The 20,873-nt window shown below is 67.1% G+C and carries 19 protein-coding genes; 12 read left to right on the forward strand and 7 right to left on the reverse strand.

Going from position 1 to position 20,873, the window contains the following annotated elements; all coding sequences use genetic code 11:
* Window positions 1-60: 60 nt before the first annotated feature.
* Genes AVHM3334_RS18690 through AVHM3334_RS18725 form a run of 8 tightly spaced genes read left to right on the forward strand, consistent with a single transcriptional unit; the run spans window position 61 to window position 9,050 of the window.
* Window positions 61-1,536 (forward strand): UbiA family prenyltransferase, encoded by a 1,476-nt coding sequence (locus tag AVHM3334_RS18690; RefSeq protein WP_284414813.1) that lies wholly within the window; start codon window positions 61-63, stop codon window positions 1,534-1,536.
* Window positions 1,530-2,843, forward strand: coding sequence for an FAD-binding oxidoreductase (locus AVHM3334_RS18695; RefSeq protein WP_284414814.1), 1,314 nt, complete (start codon window positions 1,530-1,532; stop codon window positions 2,841-2,843). The genes AVHM3334_RS18690 and AVHM3334_RS18695 overlap by 7 nt, the downstream gene beginning before the upstream one ends.
* A 51-nt stretch (window positions 2,844-2,894) precedes the next feature.
* Window positions 2,895-3,665: an SDR family NAD(P)-dependent oxidoreductase gene (locus tag AVHM3334_RS18700; protein ID WP_284414816.1), complete on the forward strand. Its 771-nt coding sequence runs from the start codon at window positions 2,895-2,897 to the stop codon at window positions 3,663-3,665.
* A gap of 3 nt (window positions 3,666-3,668) precedes the next feature.
* On the forward strand, window positions 3,669-5,378 hold the full coding sequence (locus AVHM3334_RS18705) for a hypothetical protein (protein ID WP_284414818.1): 1,710 nt from the start codon (window positions 3,669-3,671) through the stop codon (window positions 5,376-5,378).
* A gap of 44 nt (window positions 5,379-5,422) precedes the next feature.
* Window positions 5,423-6,361, forward strand: coding sequence for an NAD-dependent epimerase/dehydratase family protein (locus AVHM3334_RS18710; protein WP_284414821.1), 939 nt, complete (start codon window positions 5,423-5,425; stop codon window positions 6,359-6,361).
* Window positions 6,361-7,701 (forward strand): NAD(P)/FAD-dependent oxidoreductase, encoded by a 1,341-nt coding sequence (locus AVHM3334_RS18715; RefSeq protein WP_284414822.1) that lies wholly within the window; start codon window positions 6,361-6,363, stop codon window positions 7,699-7,701. Before AVHM3334_RS18710 ends, AVHM3334_RS18715 begins: the two co-directional genes overlap by 1 nt.
* 9 nt (window positions 7,702-7,710) lie before the next feature.
* Window positions 7,711-8,121 (forward strand): GtrA family protein, encoded by a 411-nt coding sequence (locus AVHM3334_RS18720; RefSeq protein WP_284414824.1) that lies wholly within the window; start codon window positions 7,711-7,713, stop codon window positions 8,119-8,121.
* A complete protein-coding gene (locus AVHM3334_RS18725) occupies window positions 8,118-9,050 on the forward strand; it encodes a lysylphosphatidylglycerol synthase transmembrane domain-containing protein (protein WP_284414826.1) in 933 nt (310 codons plus the stop codon). The genes AVHM3334_RS18720 and AVHM3334_RS18725 overlap by 4 nt, the downstream gene beginning before the upstream one ends.
* A gap of 26 nt (window positions 9,051-9,076) precedes the next feature.
* Here AVHM3334_RS18725 and AVHM3334_RS18730 read toward each other — a convergent pair whose 3' ends face one another.
* From AVHM3334_RS18730 to mnmG, 7 genes are all read right to left on the reverse strand, one after another.
* A complete protein-coding gene (locus tag AVHM3334_RS18730; protein WP_284414828.1) occupies window positions 9,077-10,996 on the reverse strand; it encodes a gamma-glutamyl-gamma-aminobutyrate hydrolase family protein in 1,920 nt (639 codons plus the stop codon).
* A 213-nt stretch (window positions 10,997-11,209) separates the two neighbouring features.
* Window positions 11,210-12,133 (reverse strand): ParB/RepB/Spo0J family partition protein, encoded by a 924-nt coding sequence (locus AVHM3334_RS18735; RefSeq protein WP_284414830.1) that lies wholly within the window; start codon window positions 12,131-12,133, stop codon window positions 11,210-11,212.
* 156 nt (window positions 12,134-12,289) lie between these two features.
* A complete protein-coding gene (locus AVHM3334_RS18740; protein ID WP_284414832.1) occupies window positions 12,290-12,865 on the reverse strand; it encodes an RBBP9/YdeN family alpha/beta hydrolase in 576 nt (191 codons plus the stop codon).
* A gap of 77 nt (window positions 12,866-12,942) precedes the next feature.
* Window positions 12,943-13,713 (reverse strand): ParA family protein, encoded by a 771-nt coding sequence (locus AVHM3334_RS18745; RefSeq protein WP_284414834.1) that lies wholly within the window; start codon window positions 13,711-13,713, stop codon window positions 12,943-12,945.
* Window positions 13,714-13,734: 21 nt separating this feature from the next.
* The gene (locus AVHM3334_RS18750; RefSeq protein ID WP_284414836.1) at window positions 13,735-14,349 is read right to left on the reverse strand and encodes a LysE family translocator; all 615 of its coding nucleotides are present in this window, start codon (window positions 14,347-14,349) and stop codon (window positions 13,735-13,737) included.
* 30 nt (window positions 14,350-14,379) lie between these two features.
* Window positions 14,380-15,078, reverse strand: coding sequence for a 16S rRNA (guanine(527)-N(7))-methyltransferase RsmG (gene rsmG, locus AVHM3334_RS18755; protein ID WP_284414838.1), 699 nt, complete (start codon window positions 15,076-15,078; stop codon window positions 14,380-14,382).
* Window positions 15,075-17,081, reverse strand: coding sequence for a tRNA uridine-5-carboxymethylaminomethyl(34) synthesis enzyme MnmG (gene mnmG, locus AVHM3334_RS18760; RefSeq protein WP_284414840.1), 2,007 nt, complete (start codon window positions 17,079-17,081; stop codon window positions 15,075-15,077). The genes rsmG and mnmG overlap by 4 nt, the downstream gene beginning before the upstream one ends.
* A 232-nt stretch (window positions 17,082-17,313) precedes the next feature.
* On the opposite strand from mnmG, the gene AVHM3334_RS18765 reads away from it, so the two are divergent.
* The 4 genes from AVHM3334_RS18765 (at window position 17,314) to AVHM3334_RS18780 (ending at window position 20,786) form a co-directional block, all read left to right on the forward strand.
* On the forward strand, window positions 17,314-17,919 hold the full coding sequence (locus AVHM3334_RS18765; protein WP_284414842.1) for an NADPH-dependent FMN reductase: 606 nt from the start codon (window positions 17,314-17,316) through the stop codon (window positions 17,917-17,919).
* Window positions 17,920-18,004: 85 nt separating this feature from the next.
* Window positions 18,005-18,271, forward strand: a complete 267-nt coding sequence (locus AVHM3334_RS18770) for a YkgJ family cysteine cluster protein (protein ID WP_284414844.1) — start codon at window positions 18,005-18,007, stop codon at window positions 18,269-18,271.
* Window positions 18,272-18,597: 326 nt separating this feature from the next.
* Window positions 18,598-19,914, forward strand: coding sequence for a DNA cytosine methyltransferase (locus AVHM3334_RS18775; protein ID WP_284414846.1), 1,317 nt, complete (start codon window positions 18,598-18,600; stop codon window positions 19,912-19,914).
* Complete coding sequence (locus AVHM3334_RS18780; protein ID WP_284414848.1) at window positions 19,911-20,786, forward strand: ApaLI family restriction endonuclease; 876 nt, start codon at window positions 19,911-19,913, stop codon at window positions 20,784-20,786. The genes AVHM3334_RS18775 and AVHM3334_RS18780 overlap by 4 nt, the downstream gene beginning before the upstream one ends.
* Window positions 20,787-20,873 lie beyond the last annotated feature (87 nt).

Consider the following 20,873-nt stretch of genomic DNA (forward strand, 5'->3'; position numbering starts at 1 on the left):
CGCAGAACCCCGTCAGCGCGCCTTCCGTTTCCCTTCATACCTTCCTGCCAAAGGCTTCTTTTGCGCTCGCCCCTCGATACGCCCTTGCCCGCACCGGGCCCGTCTTCGGAACCACCGCTGGTGGTGGACCTGGACGGCACCCTCATCCTGACGGACATGCTGCACGAATCGTCGCTGCAGCTGCTGCGGGACGGGCCGTGGCGCGTGTTCGCCATGCCCCTGTGGCTGGCGCGTGGCAAGGCAGCCCTCAAGCACGAAATCGGCCGGCGGGTGCGGATGGACGTGGCCACCCTGCCCTACAACGAGCCCTTCGTTCAGTGGCTGCGCGCCCAGCACGCGGCGGGCCGCCGCACGGTGCTGTGCACCGCCTCCGACCGCACGGTGGCGCAGGCCATCGCGGCCCATCTGGGCTGTTTCGATCAGGTGATGGCCAGCGACGGCGCCACCAATCTCGCGGGGCCGGCCAAGGCGGCGGCGCTGGTGCAAGCCTTCGGCGAGCGCGGCTTCGACTACGCCGGCAATTCCCAGGCGGACGTTCCGGTGTGGCAGGCCGCGCGTTCGGCCATCGTGGTCAATGCCCCGGGCGGCGTCACCCGCCAGGCCGAAGCGCACGGCAACGTCGCCGGACGCTTCGATCGTGCTCCGGCGGGCCTCAAACCCTGGCGCAAGGCGTTGCGGCTGCACCAGTGGCTCAAGAATCTGCTGCTGTTCGTGCCGCTGGTGGCCGCCCATCGCCTGGCAGACGGCGAGGCCTGGGGCAGCCTGCTGGTGGCCTTCCTGGCCTTCAGCCTGTGCGCGTCGTCGGTCTACGTGGCCAACGATCTGCTCGACCTGGAAAGCGATCGCCGGCACCCGCGCAAGCGGATGAGGCCTTTCGCCTCGGGCGCGCTGGCGGCCTGGCAGGGCGTGGCCCTGGTGCCGGTGCTCACGGCGGCGAGCTTCGTGCTCGCGTGGCAGGTGGGCGTGGGGTTCTTCGGCTGGCTGCTGGGGTATTTCGCCATCACCTGGGCCTATTCGCTGGCGCTCAAGCGCTGGGTGCTGGTCGACTGCATCGCGCTGGCGGTGCTCTACACGCTGCGCATCGTGGCGGGCGCCTACGCCATCATGCAGCCGCTGTCGTTCTGGCTGCTGGCGTTCTCGGGCTTTCTCTTCCTGTCGCTGGCGTTCGTCAAGCGCTATGCCGAGCTGATGGTGCAACAGGCCGCAGGCAAGACGCAGGCGCACGGACGCGGCTACCTCACGTCGGACGCGCCCATCGTTCAGAACCTGGGCATTGCCGCCGGCTACACGGCCGTGGTGGTGCTGGCGCTGTACCTGAACAGCGAATCGGTTCTGCTCATGTACCGCGCGCCCGAGATGATCTGGGCCGCCGTGCCGGTGATGGTGTTCTGGGTGAGCTGGATGTGGCTGCGCGCGGTGCGCGGCGAGATGCATGACGACCCGCTGGTGTTCGCCTTCAAGGACCGCGCCAGCCTGGCCGCCGGCGTGCTGTTCAGCGTGGCGATGGTCGCCGCGGCGCTGGGGCTGCCTTGGTAGCCGTCCGCTCCTGGGGCCGGCTGACCGCCGATGAGCACGACGTGCGCGTGCTGGCGGAACGCCCGCTGGCCCACCTGCCGCTCGCCGCGGGCCAGCACGGGCTGGCGTTCGGCATGGGCCGAAGCTACGGCGACGTGTGCCTGAACCCGGGCGGCGCGCTGTGGTCGCTGCGCGGCCTGGACCGCTTCATCGCCTGGGACGAGGCCACCGGCGAGCTCACCTGCGAAGCGGGCATGCTGCTGCGCGACATCCAGCGCACCTTCGTGCCGCGCGGCTGGATGCTGCCCGTCACCCCGGGCACCCAGCTGGCCACGGTGGGCGGCGCCATCGCCAACGACGTGCACGGCAAGAACCACCACGTGCACGGCTCCTTCGGCGACCATGTGCAGGAACTGCGGCTGCTGCGCACCGACGGGCTGTCGATCCGCTGCGGCCCGCAGCTGCACGCGGACTGGTTCGCCGCCACCGTGGGGGGAATGGGCCTGACCGGCGTGATCGCCCAGGCCACGCTGCGGCTCAGGCGTGTGCCCGGCCCGTGGCTGGACACCGAAACCCTGCCCTACGGATCGCTCGACGAATTCTTCGCCCTGGCCGATGCCTCCGAGGCCGGCTGGGAGCACACCGTCTCGTGGATCGACTGCCTCTCGGGCGCGCGGGCGGGCGCCACGCGCGGCATCTTCCTGCGGGCCAATGCCGCCCCGCCCGAATCCCAGAGCGGCGCCGCGCCGAAAGACCGCCAGCGCACCGTGCCGTTCGCGCCACCCGTCTCGCTGGTCAACCGGCTGAGCCTGCGCCCTTTCAACGCGGCGTACTACCACCTGAACCGGCGCCGCGCGGGCCGTGCCCTGCAGCACTACGAACCCTTTTCCTATCCGCTGGACAACCTGCAGGAATGGAACCGCATCTACGGCCGCCGGGGCTTCTACCAGTACCAGTGCGTGGTGCCCCGCACGCACGGCCCCGATGCCGTGGGCGCGCTGCTGCGCGAGATCACCGCGTCGGGACAGGGCAGCTTCCTGGGCGTGCTCAAGACCTTCGGCGACCGCGAAGCGGTGGGCCTGCTGAGCTTTGCGCAGCCGGGTGTCACGCTGGCGCTCGACTTTCCCAACCTCGGCGATCGAACGCTGCGCCTGTTCGACCGGCTCGATGCCGTGGTCGCCCAGGCCGGCGGGCGGCTGTACCCGGCCAAGGATGCGCGCATGCCGCGCGAGCTGTTCGAGGCCGGCTACCCGAAGCTCGCCCAGTTCCTTCCGTACCGCGACCCGCACATCCGCTCGGCGATGTCGCTGCGCCTCCTGGGCGACTGACCGGTGCGCGCCTTGTCACCACAAAAACGAACGAACGATTTCACCGCCAACATGCAAAACAACCACCACAACGGATCGCAGACCATCGCGATCGTCGGCGCCACGTCGCTGATCGCCCAGCACTGCGCACGCCAGTGGCTGCAGGCCGGCGGCATAGGGCGCATGGTGCTCATCGGCCGCGACGCGGCCCGCCTGCAGGGCGTGGCGGACGATCTGCAGGTGCGCCAGCCCCAGGCCCGCATCGAAGTGCTGGCCGGCGATGTCACGCAGGCGGCGTCCGTCGCCGCGCTGGTGCAGCATCTGGCGGCCCAGGGCGTGCCGGACGTGGTGCTCATCGCCCACGGCAGCCTGCCCGATCAATCCCAGTGCCAGAACGATCTGGCCAGTGCCGAGCAGGCCATGGCCGTCAACGGCCTGTCGCCCGTGCTGTGCGCCGAAGCCTTCGCCGGCGCGATGCTGGCGGCCGGCCACGGCACGATCGGCATCATCGGCTCGGTGGCCGGCGACCGCGGGCGCAAATCCAACTACGTCTATGGTGCCGCCAAGGGCCTGGTGGAGCGCTATGCCGAAGGCTTGCAGCACCGCCTGGCGGGCACGGGCGTGAAGGTGGTGCTGGTCAAGCCAGGGCCGACCGACACACCGATGACGGCGCACCTCAAGGCGCGCGGCGCCAAGCTGGCCAGCGTGGAGCAAGTGGCCCAGGCCATGGTGCGCGGCATGGCCCGTGGCACGCCCGTGGTCTATGCCCCGGCGAAATGGGCGCTGATCATGGCCGTGATCCGCAACCTGCCGCGCGCCATCTTCCACAAAATGGATATCTGAGCCATGCGGTGGACCCCTGAACGCCGCCGCCACTGGGCGGCGGTGGCCCTTGTGGGCTATGCGGCGCTGTTCGCACTGGCGACGGCCGTGGCGGCCTGGCGCACGTTCACCGCTGTCCCGATCTGGGACATGTGGGGTGCGGTGGACTTCTATGCCGACGTGCGCGACGGCGGCGGCTGGAGCGCCTGGTGGAGGCTTTTCAACGAGCACCGCCTCGTGCTGTCCAAGGCGCTGTTCTGGATGGAGTACCGCTGGTTCGGTGGTACTCAGGTCTTCCTGATCGCGGTCAACTACCTGCTGGTGGCGGGCAGCATCGCCACGTTCTGGGCCTTCCTGAAAGCGCGGCTGGGACCGATGCCCCGCGCCACCTCGGTGTCGGCCCTCGTGCTGCTCTCCGTCTGGCTGACGTCTTGGATCCAGCAGGAAAACCTGACCTGGGCTTTCCAGAGCCAGTTCTTCCTCGCCCAATGGCTGCCGCTGGCCGGGCTGTACTGCCTGTACCGCGCCACGCAGTCTCCACAGAGCCTGCGCTGGTTCATCGGCGGCTGCACGCTGGGCGTGTTGAGCATCGGCACCATGGCCAACGGCATCATGGCGCTGCCCATGATGGCGCTGTACGCCGCCGTCGCGCGCATGGGCTGGCGCCGTGTGGCGGTACTGGCGTTGCTGGCCGCGCTGGGCATCGGTGCCTACATGGCGGATTTCGTCGCGCCGACGCCCCGGCCCGGCCTGCTGGCAGTGCTCATGGGCCGGCCGCTGGGCATGCTGCAGTACACGTTGCAATACCTGGGCAGCCCGTTCCAGCACCTGGCCCGGCAGATGGAGGCGATGTGGATCAGCCAGGCCTTCGGCGTGCTGTTCACGGGGCTGACGCTGGCCCGGCTGGTGCCTGCGCTTCGGGCCCCGCGCGCCCATGCGCTGGAGCTGTCGCTGCTCACCTTCGTCGCCTTCGTAGCGGGCATCGCCTTCGCGACGGCCAGCGGCCGCCTGCAGTTCAGCATGGAAGGCTCGCTGTCCAGCCGCTACACCACGCCCACGATGATGGCGTGGGCCGCCCTTGGCGTGTTGTACGCACCCCGCGTGATGGCCCTGCGCGGTCTCGCCCGCGCCGGCTTTACCCTGCTGCTGGTGGCCGTGCTGGCCCAGATGCTGGCGATACAGATGCGCGAAACCAAGCGCAACGACGTGGCCCACCTGCGCATGACCGGAGCCCTCGCGCTCGCGATGGGCGTGCATGACGAACGCCGCATCGGCATGCTGATCTGGGACCGGAACCTGGGCGAGCTCATCGTCGCCAAGGCACAGCGGCACGGCCATTCGATCTTCGGCCAGCCTCCGCTCTCCGACGCCGCCACGGCCCTGGGCTCGCACGTGGACGTGCCGCCCGCCCGCTGCACGGCCTTCGTGGACTGGGTGCAGCGCGTGCCTGGCGACGCGCGCTTCGTCTCGGTGAGCGGCGCGCTGCTGCCCGATGGCGAGGGACCGCCGCCCGAATCGGTGCGCCTCGTCGCGCCCGACGGCACCGTGGTGGGCGTGGGCGTGCCCCACCGCTGGCGCAAGCTGAGCGCGCCGGGCGGTGCCCACGCGCCCGCGCGCTACCTGACCTTCACCGCCTACCTGAAGGCGACGCCCGAGACACTGCCGGCCACCGTGACGCTGACCGCGCCCGGCACCGAGTGCTCGGTGGCCCTCAAGGTGCCGCAGCCGCAATGAGCGTGCACACCGCCTCACCAGACATCGCTGAGAAAAAGACTCCCATGAAGAACGCCAAAATCATCCTGCCGGGAGGCGCCGGCCTCGTGGGCCAGAACCTCGTGGCCCATCTGAAGCTGCACGGCTATCACAACCTGGTCGTGCTGGACAAGCATGCGAGCAACCTGGCCATCCTGCGGCAGGTGCACCCCGACATCGTGGCCGAGGACGCCGACCTGGCCGAGCCCGGCGCATGGGAGCGCCACTTCGAGGGCGCGGACGCAGTGGTCATGCTGCAGGCGCAGATCGGCGCGCCGCAGGCCGACCCGTTCGTGCGCAACAACCTCACCTCCACCGGCCGCATCCTGGCGCTGATCCAGCGCCACCGCATCGCGCACACGGTGCACATCAGCTCGTCGGTGGTGGAGTCGGTCGCGCAGGACCACTACACCGAGACCAAGCGCGCCCAGGAAAAGATGGTGCTGGACAGCGGCATTCCCTGCGTGGTGCTGCGGCCCACGCTGATGTTCGGCTGGTTCGACCGCAAGCACCTGGGCTGGCTGTCGCGCTTCATGCGCAAGGTGCCCGTGTTTCCGATTCCCGGCAGCGGCCGCTACATGCGCCAGCCGCTCTACGCGGCCGACTTTTGCCGCATCATCGTGCGCTGCATCGAGGAGCGCCGGGTGGGCGGCGTCTTCAACATCACGGGGCTGGAGAAGGTGGACTACATCGACATCATTCGCCAGATCAAGGCCGCCACGGGCGCCGGCGCCTGGATCGTGAAGATCCCCTATGGCCTCTTCTCTCTGCTGCTCAAGGTGTGGGCGCTGTTCGACAAGGACCCGCCCTTCACCGCCGACCAGCTCAAGGCGCTGGTGGCGCACGACGAGTTCGAGGTGATCGACTGGCCCGGCATCTTCGGCGTGCGCGCCACGCCCTTCGCCGAGGCCATCCACGAAACCTTCAACCACCCGGAATACAGCCGCGTGGTGCTGGAGTTCTGATGAGCGCGCAAACCCCCTCTCCTTCCGAGGCCGCGGCCGCAACGCCGGGGCAGCGCATCGCCGTGCTGGGCGCCGGCCCCATGGGCCTGGCCGTGGCCTACCAGCTCGCGCGCGATGGCCACCGGCCCGTGGTTTTCGAGGCCGACGACCGCGTGGGCGGCATGACCGCGATGTTCGACTTCGACGGCCTGCCCATCGAGCGCTACTACCACTTCCATTGCACCTCCGACCACGCCTTCTTGCAGATGCTGGACGAACTCGGGCTCTCGGACAAGATGCGCTGGCGCGCAACGCGCATGGGCTACTGGTTCCAAAAGCGGCTGCAACCCTGGGGCAACCCCGTGGCCCTGCTGCGCTTTCAGGGCCTGGGCCTGGTCGCGAAATTCCGCTACGGCCTGCATGCCTTCCTCTCCACGAAGCGCACCGACTGGAAGCCGCTCGACGGCGAAGAGGCCACGGGCTGGATCCGTCGCTGGGTGGGCAAGGAAGCCTACGAAGTGCTGTGGCGCCGCCTGTTCGACTACAAGTTCTACGACCATGCCGGCAACCTGTCCGCCGCGTGGATCTGGAGCCGCATCCGCCGCATCGGCCGCTCGCGCTACAGCCTCATGCGCGAAAAGCTCGGCCATTTGGATGGCGGCTCGGTCACCTTGCTGGACGGCATGGTGGCGGACATTCGCCGCCATGGCGGCGAGATCCGCCTGTCCACGCCGGTCACGCGCGTGCGCATGGACGCCACGCGCGTGCAGGGCCTTGAAACCGCGCAGGGCTTCGAGGCCTTCGACAAGGTGGTGAGCACCATCCCCCTGCCCTACGTGCCCCGCACCATGCCCGACCTGCCGCCCACCCTGCTGGCGCAATATGCCGCGCTGCAGAACATCGCCGTGGTCTGCGTGATCGCCAAGCTGCGCCAGCCCCTGTCCGGCAATTTCTGGGTCAACGTGAACGATCCGGACATGGACATTCCCGGCCTGGTCGAATACAGCAACCTGCGGCCGCTGCAGGAGTCGGTGGTGTACGTGCCGTTCTACATGCCTGGCGAGCATCCCAAGTTCGCCGAGCCCGACGCGGCCTTCCTCGACAAGGTGCGCCGCTACCTGAAGACCATCAACCCGAAGCTGCAGGACAGCGACTTCCTGGCCCTGCGCGCCAGCCGCTACCGCTACGCGCAGCCCATCTGCCCGCCCAACTACCTGGACAGCCTGCCGCCCGTGCAGCTGCCGGTGCGTGGCCTGTGGGTGGCCGACACGTCGTACTACTACCCCGAGGACCGCGGCATCTCCGAGAGCATCGGCTTCGGGCGCCAGATGGCCGCGCAGGCCGCTGCGGCGCGGGTCTAGGGGCCGCTCATGCTGGCGCAGTTCCGATCCCGGCAGTTCGTGGCCTTTCTGGTGACCGGCGGCGTGGCCGCGCTCGCCAACTTCATCGCGCGCATCGTGCTCAACCAGTGGATGCCGTTTTCCTACGCCGTGGTGCTGGCCTACGGCGTGGGCATGGTCACGGCCTTTTTGCTGGCCCGCGCCTTCGTGTTCCAGGGCAGCCAGCAGCCGGTGCACAAATCCGCCGGGTTCTTCGTGCTGGTGAACCTGGTGGCCGTGGCGCAGACCTGGGCGGTGAGCCTGCTGCTGGCACGCCAGGTGCTGCCCGCGCTGGGCGTGACGGCCTTCGTGCCCGAGATCGCCCATGCCGTGGGCGTGGCCGTGCCGGTGTTCACCAGCTACCTGGGCCACAAGCGCTGGTCCTTCGCCGACCGCGCATGAAGCCGGGCCACGCCGTCGCTGCGGCCGGGGCCTGCACGGCGGCCTACGTGGTGGCCCTGGCCTGGGCCGATGCGCGCAACCAGGTCTTCGCGCAGTTGCCGCAGGTGCTCGCCTGGATGCCGTCCATGGCGGGCCTCGCCTTCGCTTCGTACCTGCTGCGCTACCTGCGATGGCGCTGGCTGCTGTCGCGTGCGGGGCACTCCGTGCCCTGGGGGCCGGGCTTTCTCGGGTACCTGTCGGGCTTTGCCTTCACCGCCACCCCCGGCAAGGTCGGCGAACTGGTGCGCGTGCGCTATTTCTCGCGCCATGGCGTGCCGACGGCGCGCACCGTCTCGGCCTTCGTGTACGAGCGCGCGTTCGACCTGCTGTGCGTGGTGCTGCTGGCAGCGCTGGCCATCCCCGCACTGCCGCTGTTCGCCGTGCTGGTAGCCTTCGTGGCGGGCATGATCGGCGCCGTCGTACTGGTAGCGGCACGGCCGGCGTGGCTGCTGCGCAGCGCCGCCTGCCTGCGCCGCTGCGGCTGGCCGCGCGTGTCGCGCGCGGTTAGGGCCTTGGCCATGGGGCTGGCGGGCTGCAGGGCGTGGCTGCATCCGCTGGACCTGGGCCTGTCCCTCGGCCTGGGGCTGATCGCCTGGGGCGTGGTGGCGCTTTCGTTCGCCTGGCTGCTGCGCGGGCTGGGCATCGATCTGCCCTGGCGCGATGCGGTCTCCCTCTACCCCACGGCCATGCTGGCCGGCGCCGCGTCCATGCTGCCGGCCGGCATCGGCACCACCGAGGCCACCCTGGTCGCCCTGCTGGCGCTGCAGGCCGTGCCGATCGGCCTGGGCACGCTGGCCGCCGTGGGCATTCGCGTGGCCACGCTGTGGTTCGCGGTGCTGTGCGGCTTCGCGGCGATCGCGGTGTTGGAGCACCGGCGCGGGCCGGCCTGAACACGACGCTCGATGCCCGCGCGGCATCACCCGACAGGGGCCTCCACGGCGGCTTGCACGGGCTTCAACGCCGCCTTCTGCGCCTGCAGCACGTCGGCCGTGATCGCCGCCTTGTGGCGGTGTGCGGTAGCGGCCTGCGACAGGATCTTCCACAGCGCATCGTTGCCGGGCGACATGTGGTCCAGGATGCCGCTGGCGATCAGGTCGGCCGGATTGCGCAGGCCCACGGCCTTCCGCTCCAGCGCCTGGTTGGATGGCGGGCTGCCGTCGCTGGCCAGGGCGGTCGCTGTCGATGCATCGAAAAACTCAGGATGGAACTGCAGGCCGATCAGCGGCGCCCGCGGCTGGGACGACTCCACCGCCATGACGGCGCGCCAGGCGGTGTCGCCCGTTTCGGAGGGGATCGTGCGGCGCAGGGCGGTGCGCAGGTCCGGCCGCGCCTGTGGATCGTCGATCACCGCCTGGTGGTGATAGACGGCCGCGCGGATGTCCTGCAGCGCGGTGCCGAAGACACCGATCTCGGTCTGCGCGGCCACCGGAGCGCTGGCCCCCTGCGACGCGGGGGCCCGGTCGTCGTCCAGGGTCCGGACGCCCACCTGGCTCCCCACATGCTGCTGCAGCGCCGCGCCGAAAAAGACGTTGGTCATCTGAAAGCCGCGGCAGATCGCCATCAGGGGCACGCCCCGGTGAAAGCACTGGTGCAGCAGGCCCAGTTCGAGCACGGACCGCCGGTAGTCGCCGCTCCAGTCGGTCTGCGGCGCGGCCGGCTGGGCATAAAGGTGCGGCGAAATGTCTTCGCCACCGGGCAGGACCACGGAATCGACATGGCGCGCGAGGACCTCGGCCTTCGCCAGAATCTGCGCGATCTTGGGCAGCGACTCAGGGTTCGCGAGGGCGTCGCTCACCAGGCGCTGGGCCAGCGGCCTGCCGCCGGACGGCTGCGCGGCCAGGCGATCGAGATGGGCATCGACCTCTGCGTCCACTGCCGCCGCCTGCAGCGAGGCCTCTCGCATCTCGACCCGCAGCGGCAGGGTGCCGGCCACGGCAGCGATCTTGGCGCCCACGCGCGGCACCGTGATGCCGCGCACATCGTGCGAGACCAGGGTGGCCGTGGTGGGCCGCGTGAGGCGGGCCGTCTTCTGCGACGCGGCATCGATGCGAAACCGTGCCTGGGTGCCCAGGAACACCGTGTCGGTCAGATCGGAGGCCTCGATGCGCGCATCCCCCACCGACGCGCAGAGGAAATGCGTTCCCGGCATCTTCACGCCCTTGAACACCGAGCCGTCCTGCAGGCGCGCGTCTTCGAAACTGCTGCCGTGCAGATGGCTGGCCTCGAAGCGGACACCGCTCAAGGTCGCATTGAGGAACATCGCCTCCTGAAAGCGGCAGCCGGTGAACTGGCTGTCGCGCAACTGGGCATGGGCCAGCGAAACCTCGTTGAACTGGCAGCCCTGGAAAGCGCTGCCTTCGATGCGCGTGTCCGCCAGCGAACTGCGGTCGAAGCGGCAGTCCTCGAAGGCCACGCCGGACAGATCCCAGCCGCGCAGCGATGGGCTGCCTTCCAGCAGTTCGGCGCCCCTGAGCCGGGGCGCATGGCCCGCAGCGGCCAGTGCCGCGGCCAGCGAGGGCCGGCCTGCATTCGCTGCTGCCGGGTGATCGATCGCCGCCTGCAGCAATTGGCGCAGCAGCGCCGTGTCGCCCGGCCCGCCGGGGCGGGCATTGCCGCCGGCATGGGCGTGACCGCCCGGCGCGAGCAGCGCCGTCAGCGCGGTGCGCAGCCGCGCCGTTTCTGCGCCGAAAGGACGGGGCTCGCGCGCCGGCAGGTCCGGATGGCCGGAGGGCCCCGGGGACGCCGGCCCGCTTTTGCTGGCCGCCGCTGCGCCGTCGCCGCTGGTGGGTTCGGATTGCCGATGCTGGAGCTCGGCAGCGTTCAATGACACTTTCATGGTGGGCCTCCCTGTTCGCCGGCCTTCCTGAGCAGCACAGCGCCGCGAGTGAAGCGATGCCGACGGGGGGTGATCTTTGAACACGGCGATGGCAGGGTCAACGCATGTTTTCGCATAAGGCCCAACGCAAAGCGCTGCAGCGGCGGCACGAGCCCGACCGCCACGCCAGCCCATCGGCCCACCAGACCACCGCCCCACTGACCCGCTGGCGCGTCAGTGGCCCCGCAGGCGCTCGATCAGCCCGTTCAGCGCGTCGACCGAACCGAACTGGATCGCCAGCTCGCCCATCTCTTCGGTGCGGCTGCCGCGCTTGACGCGCTTTTTCACCCGCACCTCGACCTCGGCCATGAGCAGGTCGGACAGATCTTCCTCCACCCGCTTGAGGTCGCGCGACTTGGCGTCCTTCTTGGGCTTTTGCGGCACCAGGCTGAACTCGGCGCCGATCTTCTTGACCAGGGCCTCGGCCTCGCGCACCGACAGCTTCTTGGCGGCGATCTGGTTGCCCGCCGTGATCTGCGCCGCCCGGTCCAGCGACAGCAGCGCGCGCGCATGGCCCATGTCGATATCGCCGGCCATCAGCATCGTCTGCACCGGGTCGGCCAGGTTCAAAAGGCGCAGCAGGTTGCTGGCGGCGCTGCGCGAGCGGCCCACGGCCTGCGCGGCCTGCTCGTGCGTGAGGCCGAATTCCTTGACCAGCCGCGACAGGCCCTGCGCCTCTTCCAGCGGGTTCAGGTCTTCGCGCTGGATGTTCTCGATGAGCGCCATGGCGGCCGCCGACTCGTCGGGCACGTCGCGCACCAGCACCGGCACGGTGTCCAGCCCCGCCAGCCGCGCCGCGCGAAAACGCCGTTCGCCGGCAATGATTTCATAGCGGCCCGCGTGGTCGCCCTGCGCCAGCCGGCGCACCAGGATCGGCTGCATGATGCCCTGCGCCTTGATCGACTCGGCCAGCTCGTACAGCGCGCCCTCGTCCATGCGCGTGCGCGGCTGGTACATGCCGGGCACCAGTTCGGTGAGCGCCAGCGTGCTGGGCGTGCCTTCGGGCGGCGTCGGGGCGGCATCGCCTTTTTCGGCGACCTTGGGGCCCAGCAGGGCTTCGAGGCCGCGGCCGAGGCCCTTGGGTTTCTTGGTAACCATGGAAAGTGCTTTCTGTTGTGCTTCGATAGAGGGGCCGGCCCGGTGGGGCGCTGGGTCTTGCAGCGGCCGGCCGGACAAAGGAATTCATCGATCAGCGGGGGATCGCCAGGACATGGCCAGAGCGGCGCGAGGGCGGCAGGCCCGCGTTGGCAGGCATCATGCCGACGGCCCAGGCGTGGGCGTGGGCGAGGGCGTGGATGAAAACAGCGACTGCAGCAACGCCCTGCCCTCGGCCCAGTCCCCCAGGCCCGACTCGGCATTGATGTGGCCGAGCGCGCCCGCATCGACGAAGCGCGCGCCCCAGTCGCGGCCCAGCCCCTGCACGCGCTCGAAGCTGCAATACGGGTCGTTGCGGCTGCCCACCAGCACGGCGGGAAACGGCAGCGGCTGGCGCGCGATGGGGGCCCAGCCGGGCAGCAGGGGCGCGACGTCGGGGTGCTCGACATCGCCCGGCGCGACCAGCAGCGCACCGCGCACCCGGTGGGCGTTCTTCGAGTGCGCCGCCCACCAGGCGGTGAGGATGCAGCCCAGGCTGTGCGCCGCCAGCACCACGGGGCCGTCGGCGTCCACCACGACCTCTTCCAGCCGCGCGGACCAGTCGCCGCGCAGCGGATGCATCCAGTCGTGCTGCTCCACGCGCCGGTCGCCGTGCAGGCGCTCCCAGCGGCTTTGCCAGTGGTCTTCCCCGGAGTTCTGCCAACCGGGTAGCAGCAGCACGTTGTCTGGTTTCATACTATGTTTTTGATAGCAAAAAGGGCAATGAATACGGCGGCAGAGGGGCGATTCGATTCAAAACCCGCTGCGGCTGGCTACATGCGCTTGACGCGCTTGACCATCTCGCGGGCGAAGTCCACGAACGCCTGGCTGCCCTTGGCGGACGGGTCGAACACCACGCCCGGCAGGCCGTAGCTCGGCGCCTCGGCCAGGCGCACGTTGCGCGGGATCACCGTGTTGAACACCTTGTCGCCGAAATGGTCCTTGAGCTGCTCGCTCACCTGGCTTTGCAGCGTGATGCGCGGGTCGAACATCACGCGCAGCAGGCCGATGATCTGCAAGTCCTTGTTCAGGTTGGCGTGCACCTGCTTGATGGTGTTGACCAGGTCGGTCAGCCCCTCCAGCGCGAAGTATTCGCATTGCATCGGCACGATGACGCCATGCGCGCAGCACAGGCCGTTCAGCGTGAGCATGCTCAACGATGGCGGGCAGTCGATCAGGATGAAGTCGTAGTCCGCGTCCACCTCGGCGAGGGCTGCCTTCAGGCGCCGTTCGCGGTGCTCCAGGGCCACCAGCTCGACCTCGGCGCCGGCCAGTTCGCGGTTGGCGCCCAGCACGTGGTAGCCGCACTTTTCCGACAGCACCGCCGCCTCCTTGATGGAAGACGACTCCAGCAGCACGTCGTACACGGTCAGCTCCAGCGCGCGCTTGTCCACGCCCGAACCCATGGTGGCATTGCCCTGCGGGTCCAGATCGACCATCAGCACCCGCTGGCCGATCTTGGCCAACCCCGCGGCCAGGTTGACGCAGGTGGTGGTCTTGCCCACCCCGCCCTTCTGATTGGCAATGCAAAAAATCTTGGCCATGGATGCTTTCGTTTCGCGAATTTATTTGGTGAGGGCCAGCTTGATGCCGAAGCCGATGAGAAAGACGCCGGCGATCTTTTCCAGCACGCGCGCGATGCGCGGGTTGGCGCGCATGCGCTCCGCCAGGCGGTGGGTGAGCAGCACGACGATCAGGCCGTACACGAAGGTGAGCGCCGCGATGGTGGCCGCCATGGCGCCGAAGGTCAGCAGGCCCTGATGGCGGGCCGGGTCCACGAAAAGCGGAAAGAACGCCATGTAGAACACGATGGCCTTGGGGTTGAGCAGCGTGATCCATGCCGCCTGCTTGAAGTAATGCCGTGGCTCGATGGCGATCACGGGCTGGCTGCCGGGCCGTGCGGTCAGCATCCGAAAACCCAGCCACGCCAGATAGGCCGCGCCCAGCCACTGCACGGCATGAAAGGCCGCCGGGTAGGACGCCAGGAGCGCCGCCACACCGGCCACCGCCATCCACATCAACACCTGATCGCCGGCCATGACGCCCAACGTGGCGGCCAGCCCGGCGCGGATGCCGCCCTTGCCCGTCGAGGTGATGAGCGCCAGGTTGCCCGGGCCAGGAATGGCGAGGAACAACACGATGGCCGCGACGAACGCGCCGTAATCTGCTACGCCAAACATGAAAGCCCCCCGAAAACTGGAGGAGCGAGTTTAAGCGACCGAAGGCGCCGCGCCATCCGTTCGCCGCATCCAGACGATGCAACGCTCTGCATCCAGCCCGGGCACTGCCAAGGGTTCCACGTGAAACACCTGCACATCCGGCGACAACGCGGCGATTTCGTCGTCGGGCCGCTTGCCCTTCATGGCCAGCCACACCGCATGCGGGGCCATCGCGCTGCCGGACCACGCGGTGAAATCGGGCAGCGATGCGAAGGCGCGGCAGCTCACCAGATCGTAGGGACCGGCAAGGTTTTCGACGCGGGCATGGATGCCATGCAGGTTGGGCAGCCGAAGCGTCACCGCTGCCTGCTGAATGAACGCCGCCTTCTTGGCCACGGTATCCACGCAGTTCACGTCGAGGCCCGGGCAGCAGATGGCGAACACCACGCCCGGCAGCCCGCCACCCGAGCCCACATCCAGCAGCCGCGGCGGCAGAGCCGGGTTCGCGTCGATGCCGGCAGGCACCAGTGCCAGCTGGCGGCGCAGCGGCGGCACGGCCGCCAGGCTGTCGAGCAGGTGGTGGGTCAGCATTTCCTGCGGATCGCGCACGGCCGTCAGGTTGTACACCTTGTTCCACTTCTGCAGCAGGGCCAGAAACTCCAGCAACTGCGTGACCTGCCCGCTGGTGAGCCCCAGCCCCAGGGCCTGAGCGCCTTCGGTCAACGCGCCCTGCAATGCCACAGCGCTCATGCCGGCACCTCGTCGGGGGCCGGCGCCGTGGTGAAGCCCTTGAACCCGCCCCGCTTCAAATGCACCAGCAGCAACGAGATGGCGGCAGGCGTCACCCCGGAAATGCGCGAGGCCTGGCCCAGGGTTTCCGGCCGGTGCTTTTGCAGCGTCTGGCGCACTTCGATGGACAGGGCCGGCACCTGCAGGTAGTCCAGATCGGCCGGCAAGCGCAGCGTTTCGAAATGCGCGGCGCGCTGCACCTCGTCTTTTTGGCGGTCGATGTAACCCGCGTACTTGGCGGCGATCTCCACCTGCTCCACCACCGGCAGCGCCAGCTCACCCAGTGTTTCACGTGAAACGTCCGCAGACGCCAGCCGGCCACCATCCATGCCCATGAGGTCGCCGTAGGCCACATCGGGCCGGCGCAGCAGATCGAACAGGTTGTATTCGTGCTCGATGGACTTGCCCAGCACGCGGGCCGATTCGGCCGCAGGCAGGCTGCGCGGGTTCACCCAGGTGGTCTTGAGGCGCTCTGTTTCACGTGAAACCGCATCGCGTTTGCGGCTGAACGACTCCCAGCGCGCATCGTCCACCAGGCCCAGTTGGCGCCCCACTTCGGTCAGCCGCATGTCGGCATTGTCTTCGCGCAGTTGCAGGCGAAACTCGGCCCGGCTGGTGAACATGCGGTAAGGCTCGGTGACGCCCTTGGTGATGAGGTCATCCACCATCACGCCCAGATACGCCTCATCGCGGCGAGGCAGCCAGGCGCCGCCGAAATCGTTGGCCTCGCCCTTGATCTGCCGGCACTGCAGTGCGGCATTGATGCCCGCGAACAGGCCCTGGGCAGCCGCTTCTTCGTAGCCGGTGGTGCCGTTGATCTGCCCGGCGAAAAAGAGCCCTTGCACCTGCCGCGTCTCGAACGTGCTCTTGAGCGAGCGGGGGTCGAAGTAGTCGTATTCGATGGCGTAGCCGGGCCGCAGGATGTGCGCGTTTTCCAGCCCCGCCATGCTGCGCACCAGTTCGTACTGGATGTCGAACGGCAGGCTGGTGCTGATGCCGTTGGGGTAGAACTCGTGCGTGGTCAGGCCTTCGGGTTCCAGGAAGATCTGGTGGCTGTCCTTGTCGGCAAACCGGTTGATCTTGTCTTCCACGCTGGGGCAGTAGCGCGGGCCGACGCCCTCGATCTTGCCGGTGAACATCGGGCTGCGGTCGAACCCACTGCGGATGATGGCGTGCGTGCGTTCGTTGGTGTGCGTGACCCAGCACGGCATCTGGCGGGGGTGCATGGCGGCGCCGCCATAGGCATGCGCCATGAAGCTGAACACCGGCACCGTGCCCTCGTTCACGCCGCCGGGCATGCCGTCGCCGGGCTGCTCCTCGCACTTCGAAAAGTCGATGCTGCGGCCATCGATGCGCGGTGGCGTGCCCGTCTTCAGGCGGCCCTGTGGCAGCTGCAGTTCCTTCAGGCGCGCCGACAGGCTGGCCGCCGGCGGGTCGCCCGCCCGGCCCGCGGCGTAGTTGTTCTGGCCCACATGGATCTTGCCGTCCAGGAAGGTGCCCGCCGTGAGCACCACCGTGCGGCTGCGAAACCGCACGCCCACCTGCGTGACGGCACCCACCACGCGATCGCCCTCGACCATCAGATCGTCCACCGCCTGCTGGAACAGCCACAGATTGGGCTGGTTCTCCAGCATGCGCCGGATGGCCGCCTTGTACAGCACCCGGTCGGCCTGCGCGCGCGTGGCCCGCACCGCGGGGCCCTTGGAACTGTTGAGGATGCGGAACTGGATGCCGCCTTCGTCGGTGGCCAGCGCCATGGCACCGCCCAGCGCATCCACCTCCTTGACCAGATGGCCCTTGCCGATGCCGCCGATGGAGGGATTGCAGCTCATCTGCCCCAGCGTTTCGATGTTGTGCGTGAGCAGCAAGGTGCGCTGGCCCATGCGCGCGGCGGCCAGCGCGGCTTCGGTGCCGGCATGGCCGCCACCGACGACGATCACATCAAATTCCTGGGGGTACAACATGGGACTGCTCCGGGGCCCCGCAGGGCCGTTCATCGACACGGACGCCGCCGCAGGGCGCGGGGCGCGCCCGCCAGCACCGGCGCACGGGCCGGCCCTGCCGGGCTGGAAAATCCTGGATTTTCCCACTTCGGGCCCGCCCCTGCCATCGGTGCTGTTTCACGTGGAACCAAATCTGGCGCAGGGATGGTTTCTTGCAGGTTTCCTGCTGAAGGGGTGTGATTCAATCGCGGCCATGCAAAAACTCCTCGTCTTCGCGGGCAGCACCCGCCAGCAATCGTTCAACCGCCGCCTGGCGCGCGCCACCGCCGACATTGCGCGCGATGCCGGCGCCGACGTCACCTTGCTCGAACTCGCCGATTTCGACATCCCCATGTACAACGCCGACCTCGAAGCCGTCGGCACGCCCCCCGACGTTCTGCGCCTCAAGGCAGCGATGGATTCCCACCCGGGCTGGATCATCTGCTCGCCCGAATACAACGGCAGCTACACGGCATTGCTCAAGAACACCATCGACTGGGCCTCCAGCCCGGTGGCCGGCCACCCGGACTGGAGCGACGGCACCCGCCCCTTCCGCGGCAAGGTCGTGGGCATGCTCAGCGCGTCCAACGGCGGTCTCGGCGGCTTGCGCTCGCAAAGCCACCTGGCACCGCTGCTCATGAACCTGGAATGCTGGCTGGCGCCACAGGCGTTCGCCCTGGGTCTGGCCGCGAGCGCCCTGGACGATCAGGGCGTGCTGGTGCACGAACCCCACCGCCAGCGCGTGCGCGCCGTGGTGGATCAGGTGCTGTGGGCTGCCGAGCGCCTGGGCACCGCCAGCGTGACAGGCCCCGCCGCTTGATCCGCCAAACACTCGACTCAAAGGCAAAATGGCCTCCAGCACAATATCCACTAAGGCACATAGCTATTAATTCAATAGCAAATGCATGGAAATAACCTGCCGCCCCGGTTGCGGCGCGTGCTGCACGGCGCCGTCCATTTCCAGCCCCATCCCCGGAATGCCGCAGGGCAAGCCAGCCGGCGTGAGATGTGTGCAGCGCGACGAGCAAGAGCGATGCAAGATTTTCGACCACCCCGAGAGGCCGGCTGTCTGCGGCTCTCTCCAGCCGTCCCCCGACATGTGCGGCGACAGCCGCGAGCAGTCTATCCGCTGGCTTGGGCAGATTGAGGCCGAGACGGCGCTGAGGCGCTGAGTGTAGACTGCGACCGACTTGCAGCCCGTCGCGAAGGACGAGACGGTCGAAGGAGATACCTTCCACCGCCACAAAGGGCGGCACGGCGGCTCAAGGTCGCTAGGGCGACACGCCACCTTGCGGGCTGGACGCCCCCTCCTCATCCACCCCAATACGCGCCCCAGCCCTCCGATCTTCCCTGTCGGCAAGGCCCAACGGTCGGGCACCCTGCGAGCGGAACGCCGACCGAGTTGCCTTGCAGGCCCCTCCATCGGCTCGGGCTGGACGCCTTGCCTCACGGCTTCGCGGCGGCCCCTGCGACTCGCCCCTGCCGGTAAACTGGCTATATGCACAGCCCACAAGCGCAATCTGACGACGTTCTCTCGTTCTTCTCCGGTGCCGGAGGCTTTTCGTATGGATTTGCATTAGCTGGGTTGAAGCCGCTTTGTGGCGCAGAGATTGACCAAGATGCGTGCGCAACCTATGAACGAAACGTTGGTAGCGACTGCCATAACGTTGACCTTTCGTCCATAGACCCTGAATACTTCCGAAAAATAACCGGTGGGCGTGCCCCCTTTGCCGTTATCGGCGGGCCTCCTTGTCAAGGGTTTAGCACGGCCGGGTCGCGCGACTCAAGCGACCCTCGCAATCGCCTGATATTCAACTATTTGAACATCGTTGACCGGCTACGTCCGCGCTGGTTCATATTCGAGAATGTTGAAGGCCTGCTTACGTCCGGACATGGCGCTGCTGTTTCTTCTCTTGTCAAAGAGTTTCTGCGGATTGGGTATTCGGTTCGGGTTCAGAAGGTCAATCTTGCTGCCTACGGTGTGCCTCAAACGCGAAAGCGCGTTTTGATAATCGGGAATTGCTTGGGGATTGACTTTGAGTTCCCGGCGGAAACGCAGTCGTATGCCTCCGGGAAGTCAAAGAAGCATAGTGGTAAGCCTTTTGCTCCTACGCTTGACGAGGCGCTGGCAGGTTTGCCCATGGCAGGCAAATCTCGGCAGGAGAAACTAAACTATTCGTCCGAAGTTCCAGTCAATGAATTCGACGAGAGAATGAGGTTGGGTAATGAGGTTGGTCTTTTGACGGAGCATTTTCAGAATGTGGATGTCAAGGATTCCGAAATGTATTCGCTTCTTAGGCCGGGTCAGACGATGAAGGACCTGCCTCAAGAACATTGGCATGAGAGCTTTAAACGTCGTGCCTTCCGACGTGTGCAAGACGGGACCCCAACCGAGAAACGGGGTGGCGCTCCATCGGGGGTAAAGCGCTTGACTGGTGACCTGCAGAGCCTAACTATCACCGGAGCTGCGTCCCGAGAATTTATTCATCCACATGAGAATAGGCCATTGACTATTCGCGAGTGCGCAAGAATTCAAACTTTCCCGGATGCATATTCATTTTCGGGCAACGCTGCGAGTGTCATTCAACAGATTGGAAATGCTGTTCCACCGTTGGCAGCATCTGTCTTTGCCAAGCACCTGAAGGCGCTCGACGGGCAATTTGGCTCGGGGGTCGGCTTGCCGCGTAATGGTGATGCGCGACTTCTTGGATACATGCTTACGGAAGCATCCGGTATGAGTGAGGCACTTCAGAAGACCGAGTCGCTTCTGCGGGGTATTCAACAACAACAACAACTTGAATTCAGCGAACTATGAGTGAAACCCCATTACGACTTTCTGCGGAAGAGTCGAAGTTTCTGACCAAAGTGACGACACTAGGTTCTGCTACAGCGCTACCGGTGGTGATGAGTCAAGGTGAATTTGCAAAACTCATCGGCGTGGTCTACTACGATACGGAACGTTTCCCGGAGCTTGAGAAGACGCACCCTGGCCTGGCTGCAAAGATAAATCCCGGGGTTGATTACTATTGCGTTCCAGATGGTTGGTTTGAAGCACCGATTCCATTGGAGGAGCTTGAGCATGTGTCGTTGATGCGCCAAGCCGCAATTGATATACCGGACTTTGTTACTTATCTTAGGTGTTTATCGGAGTTGCACAAACGTCGGACGAAATACTCCAAGATTTTGTCCGCTCAACCAATGCCGACAATGGTTCAGGTGTCTCCCCGTTCACTCATGGAGTATGGGCATGTCGAACCTGAAGCCCTTGCCTCATGGTTGACCTGGCGAAAATTCTTCTATGACCTAGATAACAGGTCGGCGCAGGAGACAGGCTACCTTTTCGAGCCTATTCTTGCAGCCGCTATAGGCGGGGAGCCCAAGGGCTCCCGTTCCAAGGTCGTCAAACGCACCGACGACCCCTCGAAGGGACGTCAGGTGGACTGCTGGAAGGCGGTGCCTGGGAGGCCACCGTTGGCTTATGAATTTAAACTACGAGTGACCATTGCGGCTAGTGGACAAGGGCGAATTGGCGAGGAGCATCAGTTTGCTGTTGACTGCAAGACCTCAGGCGCCGTCCCCGTTCTAGTGATATTGGACCCAACTCCAAATCCGACCATGGCCGGCCTGAAAGCTGTGTATGAGGCTAATGGGAGCCTCTCACAACCCATGTTTGACGAATCCCAATAGGGACGAGTGGGCGCCAGCAGCCGTTTGAATGCGTGATGAGGGCCTGCGGCGGTCTGCGCCTTGTGCATGATGGGCCTTGCAGGCCCG

It is taken from the genome of Acidovorax sp. SUPP3334, assembly GCF_030159055.1.
Classification (GTDB): Bacteria; Pseudomonadota; Gammaproteobacteria; order Burkholderiales; family Burkholderiaceae_C; genus Paracidovorax.